This is a genomic window from Polyangium mundeleinium (genome assembly GCF_028369105.1).
Lineage (GTDB): Bacteria > Myxococcota_A > Polyangia > Polyangiales > Polyangiaceae > Polyangium > Polyangium mundeleinium.
This window is the reverse complement of sequence record NZ_JAQNDO010000001.1, coordinates 8,167,484-8,186,477: the sequence shown is the minus strand read 5'-3', so window position 1 is coordinate 8,186,477 and position 18,994 is coordinate 8,167,484. Positions and strand designations below refer to the sequence as shown.

Genomic DNA, 18,994 nt, shown 5'->3' with positions numbered 1-18,994 from the left:
CCTTCCACTTCCTTTCGCTTTGCCAGCTTTGAACTGGCATGATGCCCCCATGGCGGCGTCCGCAGAGACCGTTCTCCCCCCGCGAGCGCGCGCCGCTCTCGTCGGCGCCCTCGTCGGGGCCAGCGGCTCTGTCTGGATCGCCCTCTCGGCCCCGCCCCATGCCTTCGCGCTCGTCCTGCTCCTCGCCATCACCGTCCGCGGCAGTGCCTTCGTCGCCGCGAAGCTCCCTTCGTGGCGCCCGACCCTCGCCCTTGGCCTCGCGCTTTGCGCCCTTCTCCTCGGGCCCGTCCTTTTCTTTGTCGTCCGCGAAGGGCTCTCCGAAACGAAGCTCGTCGAGGACGTCTGCTCTTTCTGGTTGTCCTTCGACCTGCGTGCCGCCTCCTTCTATCCCCTCGTCGGCCTCCTCCCCCTTGCCATCGGCGGCGCCGTCACCTTCCCGCTGGCCCGATTCCTCACCGAGCGCGCGCCCTTCCTCGCGCCTCTGCTCCGCGCCGGAAGCCTCGCCGCCGTCGCCTGCACGTTTGCCGTGCTCGTCTGGGCCACGCCGCGGATGCTCCGCGGTTTCGACCCTGGTCGTTATGTCGAATCCCTCCCGGTCATTGGCGTCGTGCCGCCCGTCGAGGGGTCACCTTTGCGAATCCTCGAGGCGAAAGAACTGGCCCCTGGTCCGGAGTTCTGTAGCCTCGAGCAGAATCCGGGCTACACCACGCGCGTCCAGGAGGTCCCTCTCCCCCGGAGCCTCGTCGCGCAACGATATTGCCCGAGCTTTCGCCGTGACTGCTCGCTCCTCATCAACCCAGCCGGTTCCACGTCGGACGACAAATACTTCCTCCGTCCGGTGATCTTGACCGGCTCGAACATGTGGGATTGTGATCCTCGCCGTGTCGACGTCGCCCGAAATGGCGCATTCCTCGTCCGCGAGGACGCCCCACGCGGGCTGCTTCTTTTCGACGGCACGGTTCGTTACGCGCTGGACCGCTCGACCCGGACTTTCAAGAGTCTCCACGTGAGCGATATCAGGGATGCGACGAGCAGCCCGCCGTACGGTTGGAGCGCCACCGCCGTCGCCGGACTGCTCGTCGCGGCTTTTCTCGAACGTCTCCGATTCCGCGCGCGGGGCCGACTGAGGCGTATTGCCACGGCGCCCGCCGGCGTCCTTGGCGCGGACGGTTGGCTCGTCGTCGGCGACGCCGCCTCGCCCCTCCGCGCGGAGATTCACGCAGGTCTTCCTCCCGGCCCAGTAATCGTCTTGTCCCGCGAAGGGTCCGCGGCTTCCAAGGATCCCTATCGAGGCGACGCGCTTCCTGCAGACCTCGAGATCCTCCCCGGGGAGCGCGCCGAAGTTCTCGCCCGCGAGCGCTGGGTTTCCGTTTCTCCGATTGACGCCGTCACGCTCGCCGTGCTCGTCGTTGCCTCGACGCCGCTCGTGGCGTTCTGGCATGGGTGACGCGCCGGAAGCTTGGTGACGCGGACGCTCCACCCGTGAGCAGCTGCTTTCCCAACCGGCATTCTCTTCGAGAGTGGAAGCGGAAGAGGATTCCGGTCCTCCTGACCGAGGGCGCCGGCCCCGCGAACTTGCGACACGAGACCCGTGGAAGTAACTAGGGTCGGTCTTGATACACCCGTACCCGCTCCTCCCTGCGTGCATCATGGCGGCGTTCGTCCTCGCCGCGCCGAGCGTGGGCGCGGAGCCCGCATGCAACCTGGTGAAGTTCGTCTGGTCGCGTGAAGCAGGCGCGGAGAGCTGCCCGGACCAGGCGGAGATCGAGCGGGAGATCACGGCGCGCCTCGGCCGCGACGTGTTCTCGAGTTGCGCCGACCGCCTCATCCAGGCACGTCTCATTCGGGAGGAGAAGAACGGACGCTGGATAGCCCAGATTGAAGAGCGCGAGGGGGCCCGCCTCCTCACGTCCCGGGCACCCCTCCACGTGGATGCGCCGGATTGCACCCCCATCAAGGACGCGAGCGTCTTCGTGATCGCGGTGCTCATCGATCCGGAGGCGGCATCGTCGCCTCCGCCGCCACCCCCACCGCCGGCGCCACCCCCGCTATCGCCCCCAGCACCGCCCCCGCCGTCACCGCGACGGTCACCGCCGCCTTCACGGCCACCGCCTCTGGCACCCATGACGATGACGCTCACCGCGCGCGGAGCTGCTCGTTACGGGCTCCTGCCGAGTGTGGCGCCCGAGGTGGCGCTCTTCGCCGGTGTGGGAAAAGGGCGATGGGAAGCCTCGGTGGGCATGTCGTGGATGCCCGAGGTTCGGACGTCCGAGGGCGCGTTTGCCTTCGGCCTCAACGCGGTGTGGCTCGGGGGGTGCTTCCATCCGCTGCGCTTCTGGCGGGCCACGCTCTCGACGTGCGGGCATGTCCTCGGCGGCGCCGTGCATGGCGTCGTCGTCAAGCTCGCGCCCTACGAGCCGGTTGACCCGGGGGAGAAGGCCTGGGCCGCAGTTTCGCTGTCACCCCGGCTCCGGCTCAGCCCTGTTTCTCCGCTCGTCGTCGAGATCGGCGGGGACGTCACCCTGCCCCTCACTCGCTACCGCTTCCACGTCGAGGGGGCCCCTCCAGAGACGGTCTTCGAACAGACGGTGATCGGCGGCTCCGGGTTTGTGGGGGTCGGTCTGTCGATTCCGTGAAGCGCTGGGCGAGCTGAGCGGAAGAGGGGGGCACGTGGACGGCGTGTTCCGCATGTTTCGATGGTTTCCATGGGCGGCCCGGGGAGGGGCGCCCTCGGCGGTGGAGCACCCGCTCGACGTGGTCGCGGTGCACGCGGAGTACGCCGACTTCGTCTTCCGATCCCTGCAACGGCTCGGGGTTCGTCCTCCGGATCTCGACGATCTGAGACAGGAGGTGTTCATCGTCGTCCACAAGCGGCTCCACACGTTCGACACGGGCGGGTCGATGCAGGCCTGGCTCTTCGGGATCTGCAAGAACATCGTCGCCCGCCATCGGCAACGGGCCTACGTGCGGCGCGAGACCACGGCGATCCCGCTGCCGGAGACGAGCTCCGAGGGGGTCCAGCCGAGCCCGGAGGAGAACCTCGCGACGAAGCAGGCGCGCGCCGAGCTGACCGAGCTGCTCAACGAGCTCGAGCTCGAGAGGTGCGCGGTGCTCGTGATGTTCGAGATCGAACAGAAGGGGTGCGAGGACATCGCCAAGGAGCTGGGTGTGCCGGTGGGAACGGTGCACTCGCGGCTCCACGCGGCTCGGAAGGAGTTCGAGAAGGCCCTCGCGCGTCGCGAGGCGCGCCTTTCGCGGGGGCGGCGCCGATGAAAGAGCCGACGCGATGGCTTGACGCCGACAGTTCGGCTCCGCCGCGCGTGCGGGAGCTTCTCACGAGCGCCCAACCGACGCGGAACATGACGCAGCTCGAGCTGGCGCGGTCGACCGCGCAGGTTGCGCAGATCGCGGCAACGCCTGTGGGGGTTTTGCCGGGGGTTCTTGCGAAAAAGATCGTGATGGCGATTCTGGGGATCGGCGCCGCCGCCGCGGTGGTCGTCGCGTCTCGTGGGGGGCAGGACGTCCCGCTCGTGCTCAAGGTGGGGGTGGGGGCACCGACCGAGAACGTGGCCGCGGCGGTGGAGGCGGTGGCTTCGGGCGTGCCTGCGCCGGAGGAGCCTGTGAAGAGCGGCGAGCGCCCGACGGAGGGAGTGGAGTCGCGCACCACGCCGGAAACGAGCCGCCCGGTGCCGATGCCCAAGAAACCGGCCAGGGGTTCGATCACGAAGAAAGTTCCGCCTCCCATGCCGTCGCCGCCCGTTTCGGCGGCGGTTGTCACGGAAGACTCGATCACCCGTGAGATTATGATGCTGGAGGAGGCGCGGCGCCTCATGGCGACGAGCCCGTCGGAGGCGCTACGTCGAGTCGAGGCGCACGCGCAGGAGTTTCCAGCGGGGCGGCTCGCGATGGAGCGGGAGTTTCTTGCGATCGATACGCTGCTTCGACTCGGGCGCAAAGACGAGGCACGAGCGAGAGGCGAGGCCCTGCTCGAGCGATCGAGCGGGAGCCCGTACGAGGTGAGGGTGCGGCGGAAGCTGGACGAGATGCGCTGATTCGGGGAGAGGCGAGCAATGAGAGGAATGCGATCGATGGGTTGCCGCGTGGGGGCTGGGCTTCTGGTCCTGGGAATGGCGATGGGGTGTGCACCGGAGGTCCATGTGAAATCGGGCGGGGAGCCTCATATGGCTACAACTGGGCCGGTACTGATGTCGAGGGCGGAGCTTCAAGGGTATCCACAGTCGATGGTGGTGCGTGATTTCAATGGTGACGATCAGCTGGATATCGCCGCCATCGTCTGTGAGACCACCGCCGACGTCTACTACGGAAGTCGCTGGGCGAATTGCTCTATCGTCACGCTGTTCGGGGAGGGCGATGGGAGCTTTCCGACGCGGGTCGAGGCACCCCTTGGGTTCCTGAGAACCTACCGGGATCTTGACGCTGGCGATTTCGATGGTGACGGGAACCAGGATCTCCTTGCCTTGGCGGGCCCCGACGGACTCGCCGTGACATTTTGGCATGGATTCGGAAACGAGAAGAAGTTTGATGAACCCATCGAAACGATCGGCTGTAACACTTGGGCGGACCTTGATACATCGACGCCTGGGGGGGGATACGCGTGGTCTACTTGGGACTTCCCGTTGTCCGTGACTGGAGAATTCGGCAAAGACGCGGCGACGGATACGCTCATATTCAGCGTTGGATGTAATGCATTGGTACTCGACCACGGCGAGAATGCACTTGGCAACATTCTCGAATTGCCGTTGCCTCCTGGAGGGGAACCGGTTGTTGCCGTGGGTGATTTTTGCGAAGGCGGGGCCAGCGATCTCCTGTTCCTGGGAAACTACGACCTCGATATAGAGTTGTACTGCGGCGGCGGTGACAGCGCGTTCCAATTTGCCCCCGCATCGGTCGTTCATCCATTCGGTGATCCAGGGAGCGCTTCGTATCATCCTGGGGTAAGGTCGCTCTTGACGACAGACCTGAACGGCGATGGAAATATGGATCTCGTGGGTCTTCTTGGTGAGGCAACTGGGCCTCAAGGGATTGCGACATCTCGCGGAAATGGGAACGGCACATTTTCGGCCTTCGCCGATTCTTTTTATCAGCAAGTCAGCGAAGATGCGTCGATGTCGCCTCCTCGCTTGTTGCTCGGCGATTTCGATAACAACGGGAGTGCCGATGTCGCTTACCTGTCCGAAGCCGGACAATCAAGGCACATAATTGTGGTCCTACTGGGTAACGGACAGGGCGGGCTGGTAGAATACGGTGATTTTGAATACGAGAGTGAATCTCACGTGAGTGCGGTGGGGGACTTTGATGGCGATCACGTGACGGACATCGCCATTGCATACGGCTGGGGCATATCCACGATGTCCGGTTCTGCCCTCATGGCGGTCGCCGCCGCCAAACATTGAGTATACAGGCGGGCGTCCTCTGCCTCCACGGGGGCCACGACTACCATGAACAAGTACCTCTCATCCGGTCGAAGCAGCCCCCTTCTCGGTGCGGTAGCCGCGCTGGTCCTCGCCGAATGCACGATGGATGTTGACATTGCCCGTTCCCGGGGAAAGCCGTCCACAACGATCCAAGCTTGCGGCGGTGATCCGGGCGGCGCGCAGGCTTGCAACCGCGGTGCGTGCGCCTGGAGCAAGCGATTCGGTTCCAAGCTCGGGGACTCCGGTGAGGCTATCGTCGTTGACCGTAGCGGAAACTTGCTCATCGCTGGTAGCTTCCATGGCGAACTCGACTTCGGCGGAGGTGTGACGCTCGCCTCGCCAACCGGGGCATCGTTCCTGGCCAAGCTAGACCCGCAAGGTAATCCTCTCTGGAGCAAGCGAATTCTTGGCAGTACGGTGATGGCCCCATCCCTCGCCACCGACGCGTCGAGGAATGTCGTGCTCACGGGCAGCGTCTATGGCAATGTCGATTTCGGTGGAGGCCCGCTGCCTGCGGCGCTTCCTGGCACGGACGACATGTTCGTAGCCAAATTCGATGCTGATGGCAACCACCAATGGAGCAAGCTCGTCACTGTCGACAAGGCACACGAATATGGATGTGCGATAAAAGTCGACGATATGGGCAGCATAATTGTAAGTGGCTCCCGTGACTACGCAGGCGACAGCCAGTCGCAATCAGAAGGATTTCTGCTCAAGCTCGATGCGAGTGGAAACCAACAGTGGATCACCAAATTCTCCGGCAGCTCTCCTTTTGGGTGCGTATATCATGAGCTCGATTCGGCGGGGAACATTTTCGTCAGCGGAGGATTCAAAGGCTTGTTTAATGTCGAAGGCGACGAAGGGAACCCCATACTCACAAGTGATCTGGCCTCGTATTTGACCACGCGTTTCCTGGCAAAATTCGACTCCGATGGCAAGCACTCATGGAGCAAGCAACTCGGACGCTTTGATACGCATAATTTGACCGTTGATTCCCAGGGTAGCGTTGTCGTCGCCGGTCAGTTCGCAGGTTACGTCAACTTCGATGGGTGTTCAGAGAGGGGCGAACTCTGCGTGGTGAAGCTCGACGCGACGGGGAACCATGTATGGAGCAGGCAACTTCGAAGCATTGGCTGGCCATCGATCGTGACAGCTGGGACATGTGGTACGATCATTGGCGGATACGGCATCGATGTCCCAGAGCGTGAAGCAACAGGGAATCTTTATCTGGACGGCTGCCTTCTCTCGAGCGGATCGGCAAGCGCCTTCCTGTTCAAGCTCGATGATGCCGGTCAGATTCATCGGGCTTATTTTTGGGACAAAACATATAACAATGCTACCGCCGCGATCGGTCAAGACGACAACGTTTTCCTTGCCGGAACCTTCCGGGACACGCTCGACCTCGGCTGCGGCCCGATGACGAGCGTTGGGGAGGGGGACATCTTCATCGCCAAACTCTCCGGCACCGGAATCGGGGGAGCAGACGGCATGGGGGTCGATCCCACTGCCATCATGAAGCTCGCGGCTGGTGGGGGGGCTTCGTCCCCGAGGGCGCTCGCTCTCGATACGACAAGCGTTTATTGGACCACTGCCGGATCGGTGATGAAGGTGGGGCTCAATGGCGGCAGCGTGACGACGCTGGCTTCGGACCAAGTCATGCCCGCCGGGATCGCCGTCGAATCGGAGAAAGTCTATTGGGGAGAAAATTGGAGCACTCTGAATGCTGTTCCGACCGGCGGAGGACCCATCGTGAAGCTCGCGACCGATGGGATCAATAGCGCCCCGCAATGCGTCGCCATCGGCGGTTCGCACCTCTATTGGGTCAACAGCAACTCGGGCGACGCTGTCCGCAGGGTCCCGCTTGCAGGGGGAACCGCAGTGACAATCGTGCCGGCGGTCGACGTGCCACAGTGCCTCACGGTCGATAGCGATTTCGTTTACTTCACCTCGATGGATGGCGACCAGACCTCCACGGGGGGCAAAATTCGCAAGGTCCCGCGAGACGGCGGCACGCCGGAAGTGCTCGTGTCTGGGCAGCACTTCCCCTACATGATTACGGCGGACGCAGGCAACCTTTACTGGACCGATGTCGGGAACGACAAGATCATGAAGGTGAGCAAGAGTGGCGGCGCGCCGCAGGTACTCGCGACAGGCGACTATCCGGCGGGCATCGCTGTCGATTCAAATTACGTGTATTGGGCAAACAGATACGCGGGAACGGTCATGAAGGTGCCGGTAGGCGGCGGTCCGGCCGAAACGATCGCGCCTGATCAGAATTCGCCAGCTGCGGTCGCCGTCGATGCGACGAGTATCTATTGGGTAAATGAGGGGGACGGCACTTTGAAGAAGACGGGGAAGTAGTCCGGGCGCAGATGCGGCGTGTTCGTTGGTCGCCCGAGAGGCGGCACTGGTCGCGATACGCCTGGGGACTGATCGCGCCCCTATTTCTTACGCCCGTGGCTTCGGCGGCCCGGACTGACTGATTTCGCGGCTCAATACCCAGCCCGCTCCGTGCTCCTGTCCAACGCTTCGCGAGCGCATCATTTGTGAAGCCAAAGCGCCTTCCTGGCGAAGTATATCAAGATCTGCTGGCAACTTGACCCGCGAGTAGAACGTGGGGCTTGCAGTCGTCTTGCGGAGAATTGAAGGCCGAGAGCGAGGACTTCTGACGCCAAGCTCGCGCCCTGCCCTGACGCCCCAGCCTCGAAACGTGCGGCGCTCGATCCGATTTCGTGAAGCACAAGCGCCTCCCCGCGGAAGTACATCAAGAACAACCCACCTGCGACGGGAGAGCACGTGCGACGTGCCTTCAGGAGGAATCCTGAGGAAACCTCGCGGCGCAGGCGGGCAAGGTGGAACTGGCGCACAGGGCGATCCAGGTGGGTTCACCGATCCGCCCTGCGCACGGCGAATGCGAAAGGAAATGCGCATGAAGCGTTTGGCGACTCTCGTGATGATGGTTCTCGTGGGTGCAGGCTGCGCAGCGGATGCAGCGGATGAAGGAGATTACGCCCTGGAGGACCCGGGCGAGGAGAGCGTCGCGGAGGCCGAGCAAGCGCTCTATCTCTACGACTACTCCGCCTCGAACACCAACAGCGCCGCGAACGAGGCCAACGTCAAGAAGAAGTCGATCAGCATCGGCGCCGGAGAGACCGTCATGATCGGGACGACGGTTCTCCCGGGAACCCTCTTCAAAGGAGATACGTATCTCCGGCTCTACAATTTTCTCGACAAGCAGGTTGCGTACAACGACGACGCGGCATGCAACCTGAACGCGGGGTCCCTGATCTCGTTCACATCTCCGTATGGGACGACGGAAAGCTTCGAGCTCTGGGGTGGTTGTTACGGCAACGATGCATGCGGGCCGAATACGGTGCAGATTGCCCGGAGGGATCCGGTCGTCTTCTCGTATAGCGGCCAAGATACCAACAATGGCACGGTCAACACCACCAATAAGACGTATGCCCTGAAGGCCAACCAGAACGTTCGCATCAGCACTTGCAGTTATGCTGCACACGGCGCCAAAGCCATCGGGGATACCGTGTTGCGCCTCTACCGCGAAATCGATGGAGCCTGGGTTCATGTGGCGGCGAACGGCAATACGTCTGCATGCGAAGGCCAGTGCGATCTCGCATCCCTGATCCAGTACACGGTCCCTGCGACCGGCAATTACCAAGTGCGTGCCGGCTGCGCAGACGCCGAAGAATGTAGCGGCACGGTCGTGCTCTACAGGCAATAAACGGGGCCTCATGGGCCACTGCGGCGGCGTCGATGTTGCCAGCCGCCGCCGCCGTAGCCTCGCCTTGCACGAGCACAGGCAGAAGAGTCCTGCGGGGGGCGGCTCCGGGCGGAAGCTGCCGCGGCAGCGGCCCCCATCCGCCGTCGCTCTCGCGTCTCCAAACGTCCCACCCCCCTCGCGTCACCGTCGCTCGCGCCCGTTCGAACGTTCGATCCCCTCCGCGTCACCGTCTCCTGCGGCTCTCCAAACGTCCGACCGCCTCCGCGTCACCGTCGCTCGTGGGTCTCCAAGCGTTCGAACACCCACGCGTCACCGTCTCCCGACTCGGTCCGAACGTTCGAACACCCCCGCGTCACCGTCGCTCGTGGGTCTCCAAGCGTTCGAACACCCTCGCGTCACGTTCTCCTGCCACCGTTCGAACGTTCGAACACCCTCACGCACCGAAAACCTGCGGACCCCGCACGGCTGAGGACGCGACCGCTCGCGCCCTCCTCGCGCACATTCGCCGCCCCTACCTGCCCGCGTGATCCGCGCAGGATCCCGGCGGTGTTTCCTTGAAGCGATGGCCGAGGCGCGTCGTCTAGGCACAGTCAGGGGGGAACCCTACGAGCCGCGCGCGCCGGTGCCCGACGCCTGATGTGACGAATCCAAAGCGAAGGCTTCCCCTCATGAACCTTGAACGACAGAGCTTCGGGCCGTGGCCGGGTCGCATCCTCGGCCCGCTCATGATCGCCATGCTTGCCGCTTGCAGCGACACCACGCCTGTCGAGGGCATGTCCGCCTGCGAGCGCCCCGGCCGAGGCGGCGCGGGGAGATTCGGCGTCGATGTCAAACGCCCTGCGCGCGGCCTACATCGCGTCCGTGCAGCAGCACGCCCCGGAGCGGTATGCCGCCGTGGCGCTCGCGCCGGGGCTCGTGCGCGCCGAGAACGAGGCGCAGCGATGGGGGACGACGCTCGACAGCGCAGGCATCTCCCTTTCGTCGGACGACGGCAGTTGGACCCTCGGAATGCGTGCGGCCGCCCTCGGCTGCGAGGGCCAGGTGACGGCGCTCGGCGCGGCAGCGCCCGAGGCGGAGGGCAATCGGGTTCGTTATGGGCGCGATGACCTGGAAGAATGGTACGTGAACGGGCCGCTCGGGCTCGAACAGGGCTTCGTCCTTCAAGAGGCCCCCGCGTGCGCCGGGACGAAGGTCGTGGCCATCGAGCTCGACGGGGATTGGCGGGCAGAGCTCGTGGACGAGGACGGGGACGGCCTTGGGGAGGCGCTTTCGCTGCGGGACAACGAAGCGCGCGCGACGCTCCGGTATACCGACCTGTACGTGAAGGACGCGGCGGGCAAGGAGCTGCCGGCGTGGCTGTCGCTCGATCAGGGGCGGGTCGTGATTCACGTGAACGACGCGGGGGCCGTGTATCCGGTGGAGATCGATCCGCTGATGGCCATTCATCTCGGGAAGCTGTGGCCGGACTTCGGGCCGATCATCAATTTCGGCAACGCGCTTTCGTTCTCGGGGGACACGGCGCTCGTGGGGGCGCGTAGCGACGACGGCATGAGCCCCTACTCCGGCTCGGCCTACGTGTTCGTGCGCAGCAGCCAGGGGCGCGCTCGGGCTCCTGTTCGCATGGCGGAGGCGCGCGCGGCGCGCGTGAGGTCCTTCCTGCGCGGGTGAGGCCCGCGGCAGCGGCAGCAGCAGCCCCCGGCCCTCCGCCCCCTCACCGAACCACATGTCACCGATTTTTCATGAAGCGAGCGCGAGGCGCGTCGTCTAGGTGCAGCCACGGTGGAACCAGGCGAGCCGCGCGCGCCGGTGCCTGCCACTTGGTGTGACGAATCCAAGAGTAAGGGCTTACGAGAATGAACAAAGAACAACAGAGCTTCGGGCCGTGGCCGGGTCGCATCCTCGGCCCGGTCATGATCGCCATGCTTGCCGCTTGCAGCGCCGACACCACGCCCGCCGAGGGCATGTCCGCGCCTGCGAGCGCCCCCGCCGAGGTGGCGCGGGGAGGCTCGGCGTCGATGCCGAAGGACCTGCGCGCGGCCTACATCGCGTCCGTGCAGCAGCAAGCCTCGGAGCGATATGCCGCCGTGGCGCTCGCGCCCGGGCTTTTGCGCGCCGAGAACGAGGCGCAGCGGTTCGCGACGACGCTCGACGGCGCGGGCGTTTCGCTTTTGCCGGCGGACGGCGCGTGGACGTTCGGCATGCGCGCAGCCGGGCTCGGCTGCGAGGGCCAGGTGACGGAGCTCGGCGCGGCGGAGCCCGTGGCCGAGGGCAATCGGGTTCGTTATGGGCGCGAGGGCCTGGAAGAATGGTACGTGAACGGGCCGCTGGGGCTCGAACAGGGATTCGTCCTCGCGGCGGCTCCGTGCGCCGGGACCAAGGTCATGGCCATCGAGTTCGGCGGGGATCTGCGGGCGGAGCTCGTGGACGAGGACGGAGACGGGCGCGGGGAGGCGCTTTCGCTTCGGGATGGGGAGGGCCGTGAGGCGCTCGGTTATACCGACCTGTATGTGAAGGATGCGGCGGGCAGAGCGCTGCCCGCGTGGCTATCGCTCGATCAGGGGCGCGTCGTGATCCACGTGGACGACGCAGGGGCGGCGTATCCGGTGGAGATCGATCCGCTCGTATGGGTGCAGCAGGCGAAGCTTTGGGCGAGCGACGGAGCAGCGAACGACAATTTCGGTTATACCGTCGCGCTCTCGGGGGACACGGCGCTTGTGGGGGCAATCCACGACGCCGACAAGGGCTCCTCCTCCGGCTCGGTCTACGTGTTCGTGCGGAACGCTGGCGTCTGGACCGAGCAGGCGAAGCTTGTGGCGAGCGACGGAGCGGCGTTCGACTGTTTCGGCTGTTCGGTCGCGCTCTCGGGGGACACGGCGCTTGTGGGGGCAATCCACGACGCCGACAAGGGCTCCTCCTCCGGCTCGGCCTACGTGTTCGTGCGGAGCGCTGGCGTCTGGACCGAGCAGGCGAAGCTTTGGGCGAGTGATGGGGCAGCGTCGGACCAGTTTGGCTGGTCGATCGCGCTTTCCGGGGACACGGCGCTCGTGGGCGTGAGCAAACCCGTCGGCTCGGTGGGCGCGGCCTACGTGTTCGTGCGGAACGCTGGCGTTTGGACCGAGCAGGCCAAGCTCTTGGCGGACGACGGGATGGCGGACGACTATTTCGGCATTTCGGTCGCGCTCTCGGGGGACACGGCGCTCGTGGGGGCGCCTTACGACGATGACAAGGGCATAAACTCTGGCTCGGCCTATGCCTTCACGCGGAGCTCTGGCGTCTGGACCCAGCAGGCCAAGCTCCTGGCGAATGATGGGGAGCCGTCGGACGAGTTCGGCTGGTCGGTTGCGCTTTCCGGGGACACGGCGCTCGTGGGCGCGGTCTACGACGATGACAAGGGCACGAACTCAGGCTCGGCCTATGTGCTCGTGCGAAGCTCTGGCGTCTGGACCCAGCAGCAAAAGCTCCTGGCGAATGACGGGGCGGCGAACGACCTGTTCGGCTATTCGGTCGCGCTCTCGGGGGACACGGCGCTCGTGGGCATGAGCAAGTTCGGCGCCGGCTCGGTGAGCTCGGCCTACGTCTTCGCGCGGAGCTCTGGCGTCTGGAACCAGCAGCAAAAGCTCCTGGCGAGTGACGGCATGTTGGGCGACTCTTTCGGATATTCGATCGCACTTTCGGGGGACACGGCGCTCGTTGGGGCGTTCCGCGACGGTGACAAGGGCACGGCCTCCGGCTCGGCCTACGTCTTCGCGCTGAGCGAGCCGTTGAGCCTGGGCAGTCCCTGCGCGACCGGCACCGTATGCGTGAGCGGCTTCTGCGTGGACGGGGTCTGCTGCGACACGGCGTGCGGCGGAGGCGTGACCGGGGATTGCCAGGCGTGCAGCGTGGCGGCGGGCGCGGCGGTGGACGGGACGTGCGCGCCGCTCTCCGCAGGCACGGCTTGCCGCGCCTCGGCGGGCGCGTGCGACGTGGCAGAGGCCTGCGACGGGGTTGCGAACAGTTGCCCAGCGGACGCGAAGGCCGCGGCGGGCACCGAGTGCCGCGCCTCGGCAGGCGCGTGTGATGCGGCCGAGAGCTGCAACGGTGTCACAAACGATTGCCCGGTGAACGAACTGGCTGCGGCGGGCACCGTGTGCCGTGCCTCGGCAGGCGCGTGCGACGTGGCCGAGACGTGCAACGGCGTCGCAATCCAATGCCCGGCGGATGCAAAGGTCGCGGCGGGCACCGCGTGCCGCGCGTCGGCAGGCGCGTGCGACGTGGCCGAGAGCTGCGACGGGGCCGCGAACGACTGCCCGTCGGATGCAAAGGCTGCGGTAGGTACCGAGTGCCGCGCCTCGGCGTTCGCGTGCGACGTGGCCGAGAGCTGCGACGGCGCCGCGAACGACTGCCCGGCGGATGGACTCGCAGTCGATGGAACCCCCTGCGCGGCTGGCGTTTGCGAAGGCGGCGCATGCGTCGACGGCGTGGGTGGCGCGGGTGGCGCGGGTGGCGCGGGTGGCGCGGGTGGCATGGCTGGCGCAGGCGGCGCAGGCGGCGCAGGCGGCGCAGGCGGCGCGGGTGGCCGCGAGCCGTCCGAGGACGGCGGCTGCGGATGCAGGACGGCGTCGCAGACAGGGAGCTTGCCCGCGCTGCCTGCGCTGGCGCTCGGGCTCCTGTTCACATGGCGGAGGCGCGCGCGACGCGCGTGATGCTTCTCCCGCACGGGTGAGGCGGCTGCCGCTGCGGCCGCCTCTGCCGCTGCCCTCAGAATCGACCGACGAAGCCGAAGGTCCACGCGGAGCCAAACTCGGCTTTGCGGGCGCCCGGAATGCGGGGCTTCATCATGGGCCCACCTTGCCGGCCTCGCGAACGCGCAGGGCGCGGGAGACCTCCTCGGCGATGGCGAATCCCTCCACGCGGAATGCGGCGCAGGCCGGATCGGTGGCCAGGCGAGCCACGTTTCCGACCACGCACCGAAATTCGTCGCATGCTTTGCCCGAGCACGCAAAACGACCGTCCCCCGCCTGCGCGAAGGCGCCCTCGGCGCGAACGCCCAGGGTGACGACGAGGCTCCCGTTGGGGGCAAAGACATCGATCGTATCGACGTCGCGCGCGAATGCGAAGAAACGCCCCTCCGGATCCGCGCCGAAATGAGCGGGCTGCGACTGGGTGGCGAACGACGCGTAATGCGGTTCGGCGCCGTCCGTGGCGGGAAGGGTCACGATCGTGACGGACGCCCCGGCCCTCCCGGCCCGGAAATCATGCCCCACGATCCAGAACCGGCGCTCTTTCTCCAACCAGCCCATGGGCAAGTCGAGAGGGCTCGTCGTGTCCCAATCCGGCGCCGGGAAGCTCCGCCGCACGTTCCCGGTGGACAGCTCGATCTCTTCGAACCAATGGTTGTACCGGATGCTCGGATCCTTCTGGTGCACCGTGAAGGCCGTCTGGCGCGCGCTCGACACGACCAGTCCGCGATAATCATTTTGGTTGCTCGGAGCGCTACAGCGATTCGGCGATGGAGCGCCGGGCGAGCAGCTCCGCAGGAACACCTGTCCCGTCCGCGTGTCGACCCACTGCAAGCCCGCCATCCCGCCGGCGATCAGCATCTGCGGACGCCCTGCATGCTCGAACGAGACGAAGTCGGGGCGGAAGGTCGAGACCGCAGAGGTCTTTTGCCAGGTGAAGCCCGGCTGGACCGGCCGGCGTTTGCCCAGCAAAAGGACGTACTTGCTGTCGTCGAGCCCCGCGTACGTCGCCATGAGCGCCTCGTCGCCGCGGATCAGGACGACGCCCGGCGCCGTCTTCGGTGCATCGAGCACGAAGCCGGTCTCCTCCAGATGAAACATCTTCTGGTTCGTGTATGCATACAGATCCGACCCCGAGCCGGCGAAGAGCACCTGCGTATCCGCCACGCCCGGCGGCTCGGGCAGCGGCGTGGGGAGGCCCAGGCGGTCGACATCCATGGAATGAGCCCTGGGCAGCTTGTCCCAGGTGAGGAACCGCTGGGTGAGGGAGCTCCATACGATCCGGCGGCCCCCGCCGACCCAGTTGAACTGGCTCGTCAACCGCTCCCTGTCGTCCGTTTTCTGGTACTTGCGCGCCTCCGCCAGGTGTTGCTCCAACTGGCAGGCGCTCGTGTCCTTGATCAGGCGAAAACGCCTGGAGATGTCGGCGTTCTCGGCGAGGTTGCTCTGCTCGTCGACCAGGATCGTAGGCCTCTCTTCCGAGCCACCCTCCGCGAAACGAGCGCACGTCGCTCGTACCCTCCCGACGATACGCCCCACGTCGTCGAACACGAGGAAATGGGGAAACTGCTGCCAGTACCGATAGGCATCGACGAGCGTATACCGCCGTCCTGGCGACACCTCGCGAGAGCCATGGTTCCACCACGAGAATGAGAAGTCCGTGAAGGACCATGCTTCCGCGGCGCCAAGCGCGCCCGTGCGCTCGTCGAGCGCGACGACGTGGCAGTTGGTGAGAGAGGGCCCGCGCATCATCATGCAGCGGGTCGCAAAGAGGCCGCGCGGACCCAGCGTCAGGAGGTCGTCATTTTCGGTCGCCAACGTGCCGTCTTGCACGTTCGGCATGGCAGGCAGGGTGCGCGACCAGACCCGTGTGCGCGTCGCGAGGTTCCACCGTTCCACGACCCGCACCGACGGGGGCCGAACGAGACGTCCCTCCCAGGCGGTCGCTGCGACCGAAGAGAGCACGAAGGCATCGGCGCCATTCGAGGTGAGCACGATGCTCCGTGGGTTGAGGCTGTTCACGGGAAGCGAGGCGACGGCGACGAAACGCCCCGGATCGACGACCTCGCCGGGATTTTGCTTCTCGAAGAACGTCAGATGGTTTTCGTCGCTCCAGAGCACCTTCCGCTCGGGCAATGCCAGGAGGCGTGCTCCTCCCACGCGCCACGGCTGAAAGACCACGCTGGCCGCAGGCGCGGCCGGGGGGCTCGGCGGTGTCCCGGGAGCGCTTTGCGGGATTGGGGACGTGGGGGTGGGGGTGCGGGGGGTGCTGCTGCTGCAGCCGATGGCGACGCATCCGGCGAAGAAACCAAGCCATCGTCGAGCGCTTCGGTCCACGAAAGAGTTCACCCGCACCGTACATCACGGAACCGTCGTAGCCGTCAAGGGCGTGGGGGGCGGCTCGCGCCGCGGGAGCGGCAGCGCCAGCGCGGTACCGATAACGTAAATTTGAAAGGATAGCGCCAGGATCCGTCCACGGACCTGATACGTCCCACGAAGTCCTTAGCGTGCGTAAGAATTCGCTGGCCATTTCGACCCAGCCTCGTGTAAGGGTCTTTCGAGATGACGGGCGATGCGCGTGGTGACGCGCAGAGGCAGCTTTTTCTGCCATTTCACGGGCTCGTACAGGGGAGCAAACCAATGAAAAAGTTCACTACGGTGGCGCTCGGCACCATCGCGGGGCTGCTTTGTTCGCAGAGTGCGCTGGCCGCCGGGAGCGTCACGTTCGATGATCAGATCGTCATCACGTCGGCGGACGGGACCGAAATCGCCGCCAATCTCTTCACGCCCGTCACGACGAGCCCGAACGCGACGCTCCCGACGATCATCTTCGTGAATAGCTGGGCGCTCGAGGAGCACGAGTATCTCGTCCAGGCCGGCAAGCTCGCGCAGGATGGTTACCTCGTCCTCAGCTACAGCGCGCGCGGCTGGGGGCAGTCGGACGCATTCGCGACGGTCGGCGGTCCCGAGGACATGGAAGACCTGTCGGCGATCATCGATTGGCTGGACGCGAACACGCAGGCCGACATCTCGAACATCGGCATCTCCGGGATGTCGTACGGCGCGGGGCTCTCGCTCCTCGGGCTCGCGCACGAGCCACGCATCAAGACCGCGGCGGCCTTGAGCGGCTGGGGCAGCCTGCCCGACGCCCTTTATGGCGGCGAGTCGACGAGCCTCGTGTGGGGCACGCTCCTCGTCGGCTCGGGCTACCTGCTCGGGGAGATCTCGAGCGACATCCCTGCGTACTTCGGCGATCTGCTCGCGGGGGCCGACGTCTCCGAGGCGATCGCCTGGGCCCACGAGCGCTCCCCCCTCACGCACGTGGACAAGATCAACGCGCGCAATGCCCCCGTCTACATCAGCAACAACTTCAACGACGAGCTGTTCAAGCCGAACTCGTCGCTGAAATTGTATTCGCTCCTCACCGGCCCCAAGCGGATCGACGTCAACCAGGGCATCCACATCAGCGCCGAGGCCACGGGCCTGCTCGGCTTGTCGAACTACGTGTGGAACAACGTCCACGATTGGTTCGATCACTGGCTCAAGGGCGTCGACAACGGCATCATGGAAGAGCCGCCGGTCACGATGGAGCTCCAATCCTCGAATCAGCGCGTCGCATTCGAGGACTGGCCGAGCGCCAGCGTCAGCACGAAGACCTTTTACCTCGGCCCCCGCGGCTTGATCGGCGACGGCGCCCTGCGGACTTCGCCCAACACGTCGACGTACACGAACGCGATCTGGTCGGGCGCCGACTCGATCGCGACGACGGGCATTCCCATTCTCTCGGCCGCGCTCGACGCGCACGTGAATCTCGAAGTCTCGGCCTGGCTGCCCGCGGCCTCCGACATCAACTCGATCGTGTATGAGACCTCGTCCCTCGGCTCGCCGCTCAAGCTCCGCGGCGTCTCGACCCTCGACGTATGGATATCGCCCTCGCACGCGAAGACGCAGCTCGTCGCGTACCTCTACGACGAGGATGCCCTGGGCAACGGGAAGCTGATCTCGCATGGCGTACGGACCCTGCACAATGCGACGCCCGGGCAGGACGTGAAGATGTCCATCGAGCTCGTCGCGGCGGGCTACGACGTGCCGGCCGGCCATCGCTTGGCGCTCGTGCTCGACACCTACGACCCGCTCTATCAGCCAGCGACGCTGCTCGCGCACCAGACCCAGATCCGCTACAGCTCGTCGAAGCAGTCCGTGCTGAAGCTCTCGTACGACCCCTGAAACGGCAGGCCCCCCGAGGCCGCGGGGCGCCGTCCCTTCCCAAAAGCCCGATCTGCGTGTAGAACTCCGGCGTGTCCGCCCGCTCCCCGCGCCCCGACGACCGAAGGCTTCAGCGCGCCTCGCGCCTGCTCTTCGCGGCCGCCCTCGGCCTCGTCTGCGCCGCACCCTTCGTCACAGGCGAACTCCCCATCGCCGAAGCCAAGGAGGCGAAGGGCAAGGCCAAGCCCAAGGTCGAGAAAAAGGCCCCCGCCGGCAAGGGTGTGTTCGAGCACGGGTGCCGCGTCCAGAGCCCGCAAAAATTCCTCGAACGCCGCACGTTCGTCTCGAAAGGCGTGCTCGACGGCGGGAAACACACGAAGGCGGTCCAGTACCTCGCGACCCATTACGGCAACGTCGGCGACGACGTGACGCGCAAGCTGAACCCCAAAGGCGCGCTCCCCCAGGCCGTGACCGTGCAGTTCATGGGCCTGCCCGTCTCGGTACACACGAAGGTCGCGCCCGCGCTCGCCTGCGTCGAGAAGAAGATCAAGAAGTCCTGCACCGGCGCTTCCAAGTACACGCCGCGCGCCCTCGGAGGCTTTCGCGGGGCGAACACCTACCGCGGCATCGAGATCTCGAACCACCTCTTCGGCATCGCGCTCGACATCGACCCCGACCGAAACCCCTGCTGCGGCTGCGTGGACCCCTGGCCGAGCCACCCGAAATGCAAGCAGAAGTCACGCTCGCCGTACGACCGCGCAGCGATGCCGAAATGCTGGATCAAGGCCTTCGAACGGTTCGGGTTCGATTGGCTCGGGCACGACCCGCTCGAGGACACGATGCATTTCGAGTTTCTCGGGGATCCAGACAGGATCAAGAAGTAGGGGCGGGAC

General features: G+C 65.7%; 12 protein-coding genes. 11 read left to right on the top strand and 1 reads right to left on the bottom strand.

Annotation, left to right across the window (positions count from 1 at the left end; all coding sequences use genetic code 11):
• Nucleotides 1-49: 49 nt before the first annotated feature.
• From POL67_RS32575 to POL67_RS32535, 9 genes are all read left to right on the top strand, one after another.
• Entirely contained in the window at nucleotides 50-1,447 is a 1,398-nt protein-coding gene (locus tag POL67_RS32575; RefSeq protein WP_271924274.1) for a hypothetical protein, read from the top strand.
• Between the two features lie 166 nt (nucleotides 1,448-1,613).
• Entirely contained in the window at nucleotides 1,614-2,636 is a 1,023-nt protein-coding gene (locus POL67_RS32570; RefSeq protein ID WP_271924272.1) for a hypothetical protein, read from the top strand.
• A 34-nt stretch (nucleotides 2,637-2,670) separates the two neighbouring features.
• Complete coding sequence (locus POL67_RS32565; protein WP_271924270.1) at nucleotides 2,671-3,273, top strand: RNA polymerase sigma factor; 603 nt, start codon at nucleotides 2,671-2,673, stop codon at nucleotides 3,271-3,273.
• An 86-nt stretch (nucleotides 3,274-3,359) separates the two neighbouring features.
• A complete protein-coding gene (locus POL67_RS32560) occupies nucleotides 3,360-4,052 on the top strand; it encodes a tetratricopeptide repeat protein (protein WP_271924268.1) in 693 nt (230 codons plus the stop codon).
• 189 nt (nucleotides 4,053-4,241) lie between these two features.
• A complete protein-coding gene (locus tag POL67_RS32555; RefSeq protein ID WP_271924266.1) occupies nucleotides 4,242-5,414 on the top strand; it encodes an FG-GAP repeat domain-containing protein in 1,173 nt (390 codons plus the stop codon).
• A 45-nt stretch (nucleotides 5,415-5,459) separates the two neighbouring features.
• A complete protein-coding gene (locus tag POL67_RS32550; RefSeq protein ID WP_271924265.1) occupies nucleotides 5,460-7,796 on the top strand; it encodes a Vgb family protein in 2,337 nt (778 codons plus the stop codon).
• A 568-nt stretch (nucleotides 7,797-8,364) separates the two neighbouring features.
• Nucleotides 8,365-9,174 carry a hypothetical protein gene (locus tag POL67_RS32545; RefSeq protein WP_271924264.1) on the top strand — a complete coding sequence of 270 codons (810 nt, stop codon included), beginning with the start codon at nucleotides 8,365-8,367 and terminating at the stop codon, nucleotides 9,172-9,174.
• A gap of 825 nt (nucleotides 9,175-9,999) precedes the next feature.
• Nucleotides 10,000-10,842, top strand: a complete 843-nt coding sequence (locus POL67_RS32540) for an FG-GAP repeat protein (RefSeq protein WP_271924263.1) — start codon at nucleotides 10,000-10,002, stop codon at nucleotides 10,840-10,842.
• A 185-nt stretch (nucleotides 10,843-11,027) separates the two neighbouring features.
• Nucleotides 11,028-13,859, top strand: coding sequence for an MYXO-CTERM sorting domain-containing protein (locus POL67_RS32535; RefSeq protein ID WP_271924262.1), 2,832 nt, complete (start codon nucleotides 11,028-11,030; stop codon nucleotides 13,857-13,859).
• Nucleotides 13,860-13,991: 132 nt separating this feature from the next.
• Here the strand turns inward: POL67_RS32535 and POL67_RS32530 are convergent, their stop codons facing one another.
• Nucleotides 13,992-16,055 (bottom strand): hypothetical protein, encoded by a 2,064-nt coding sequence (locus tag POL67_RS32530; RefSeq protein WP_271924261.1) that lies wholly within the window; start codon nucleotides 16,053-16,055, stop codon nucleotides 13,992-13,994.
• 480 nt (nucleotides 16,056-16,535) lie between these two features.
• Between POL67_RS32530 and POL67_RS32525 the strand changes: the two genes are divergently transcribed.
• Both POL67_RS32525 and POL67_RS32520 read left to right on the top strand, forming a co-directional pair.
• On the top strand, nucleotides 16,536-18,122 hold the full coding sequence (locus POL67_RS32525) for a CocE/NonD family hydrolase (RefSeq protein WP_271924260.1): 1,587 nt from the start codon (nucleotides 16,536-16,538) through the stop codon (nucleotides 18,120-18,122).
• 71 nt (nucleotides 18,123-18,193) lie between these two features.
• Nucleotides 18,194-18,985, top strand: coding sequence for a M15 family metallopeptidase (locus POL67_RS32520; RefSeq protein ID WP_271924259.1), 792 nt, complete (start codon nucleotides 18,194-18,196; stop codon nucleotides 18,983-18,985).
• Nucleotides 18,986-18,994 lie beyond the last annotated feature (9 nt).

Excerpts from the sequence above, each read along its gene's own strand:
- POL67_RS32575 (WP_271924274.1), top strand. The coding sequence starts at position 50 with ATGGCGGCGTCCGCAGAGACCGTTCTCCCCCCGCGAGCGCGCGCCGCT.
- POL67_RS32560 (WP_271924268.1), top strand. The coding sequence starts at position 3,360 with ATGACGCAGCTCGAGCTGGCGCGGTCGACCGCGCAGGTTGCGCAGATC.
- POL67_RS32555 (WP_271924266.1), top strand. The coding sequence starts at position 4,242 with ATGGTGGTGCGTGATTTCAATGGTGACGATCAGCTGGATATCGCCGCC.
- POL67_RS32550 (WP_271924265.1), top strand. The coding sequence starts at position 5,460 with ATGAACAAGTACCTCTCATCCGGTCGAAGCAGCCCCCTTCTCGGTGCG.
- POL67_RS32545 (WP_271924264.1), top strand. The coding sequence starts at position 8,365 with ATGAAGCGTTTGGCGACTCTCGTGATGATGGTTCTCGTGGGTGCAGGC.
- POL67_RS32540 (WP_271924263.1), top strand. The coding sequence starts at position 10,000 with ATGTCAAACGCCCTGCGCGCGGCCTACATCGCGTCCGTGCAGCAGCAC.
- POL67_RS32535 (WP_271924262.1), top strand. The coding sequence starts at position 11,028 with ATGAACAAAGAACAACAGAGCTTCGGGCCGTGGCCGGGTCGCATCCTC.
- POL67_RS32525 (WP_271924260.1), top strand. The coding sequence starts at position 16,536 with ATGAAAAAGTTCACTACGGTGGCGCTCGGCACCATCGCGGGGCTGCTT.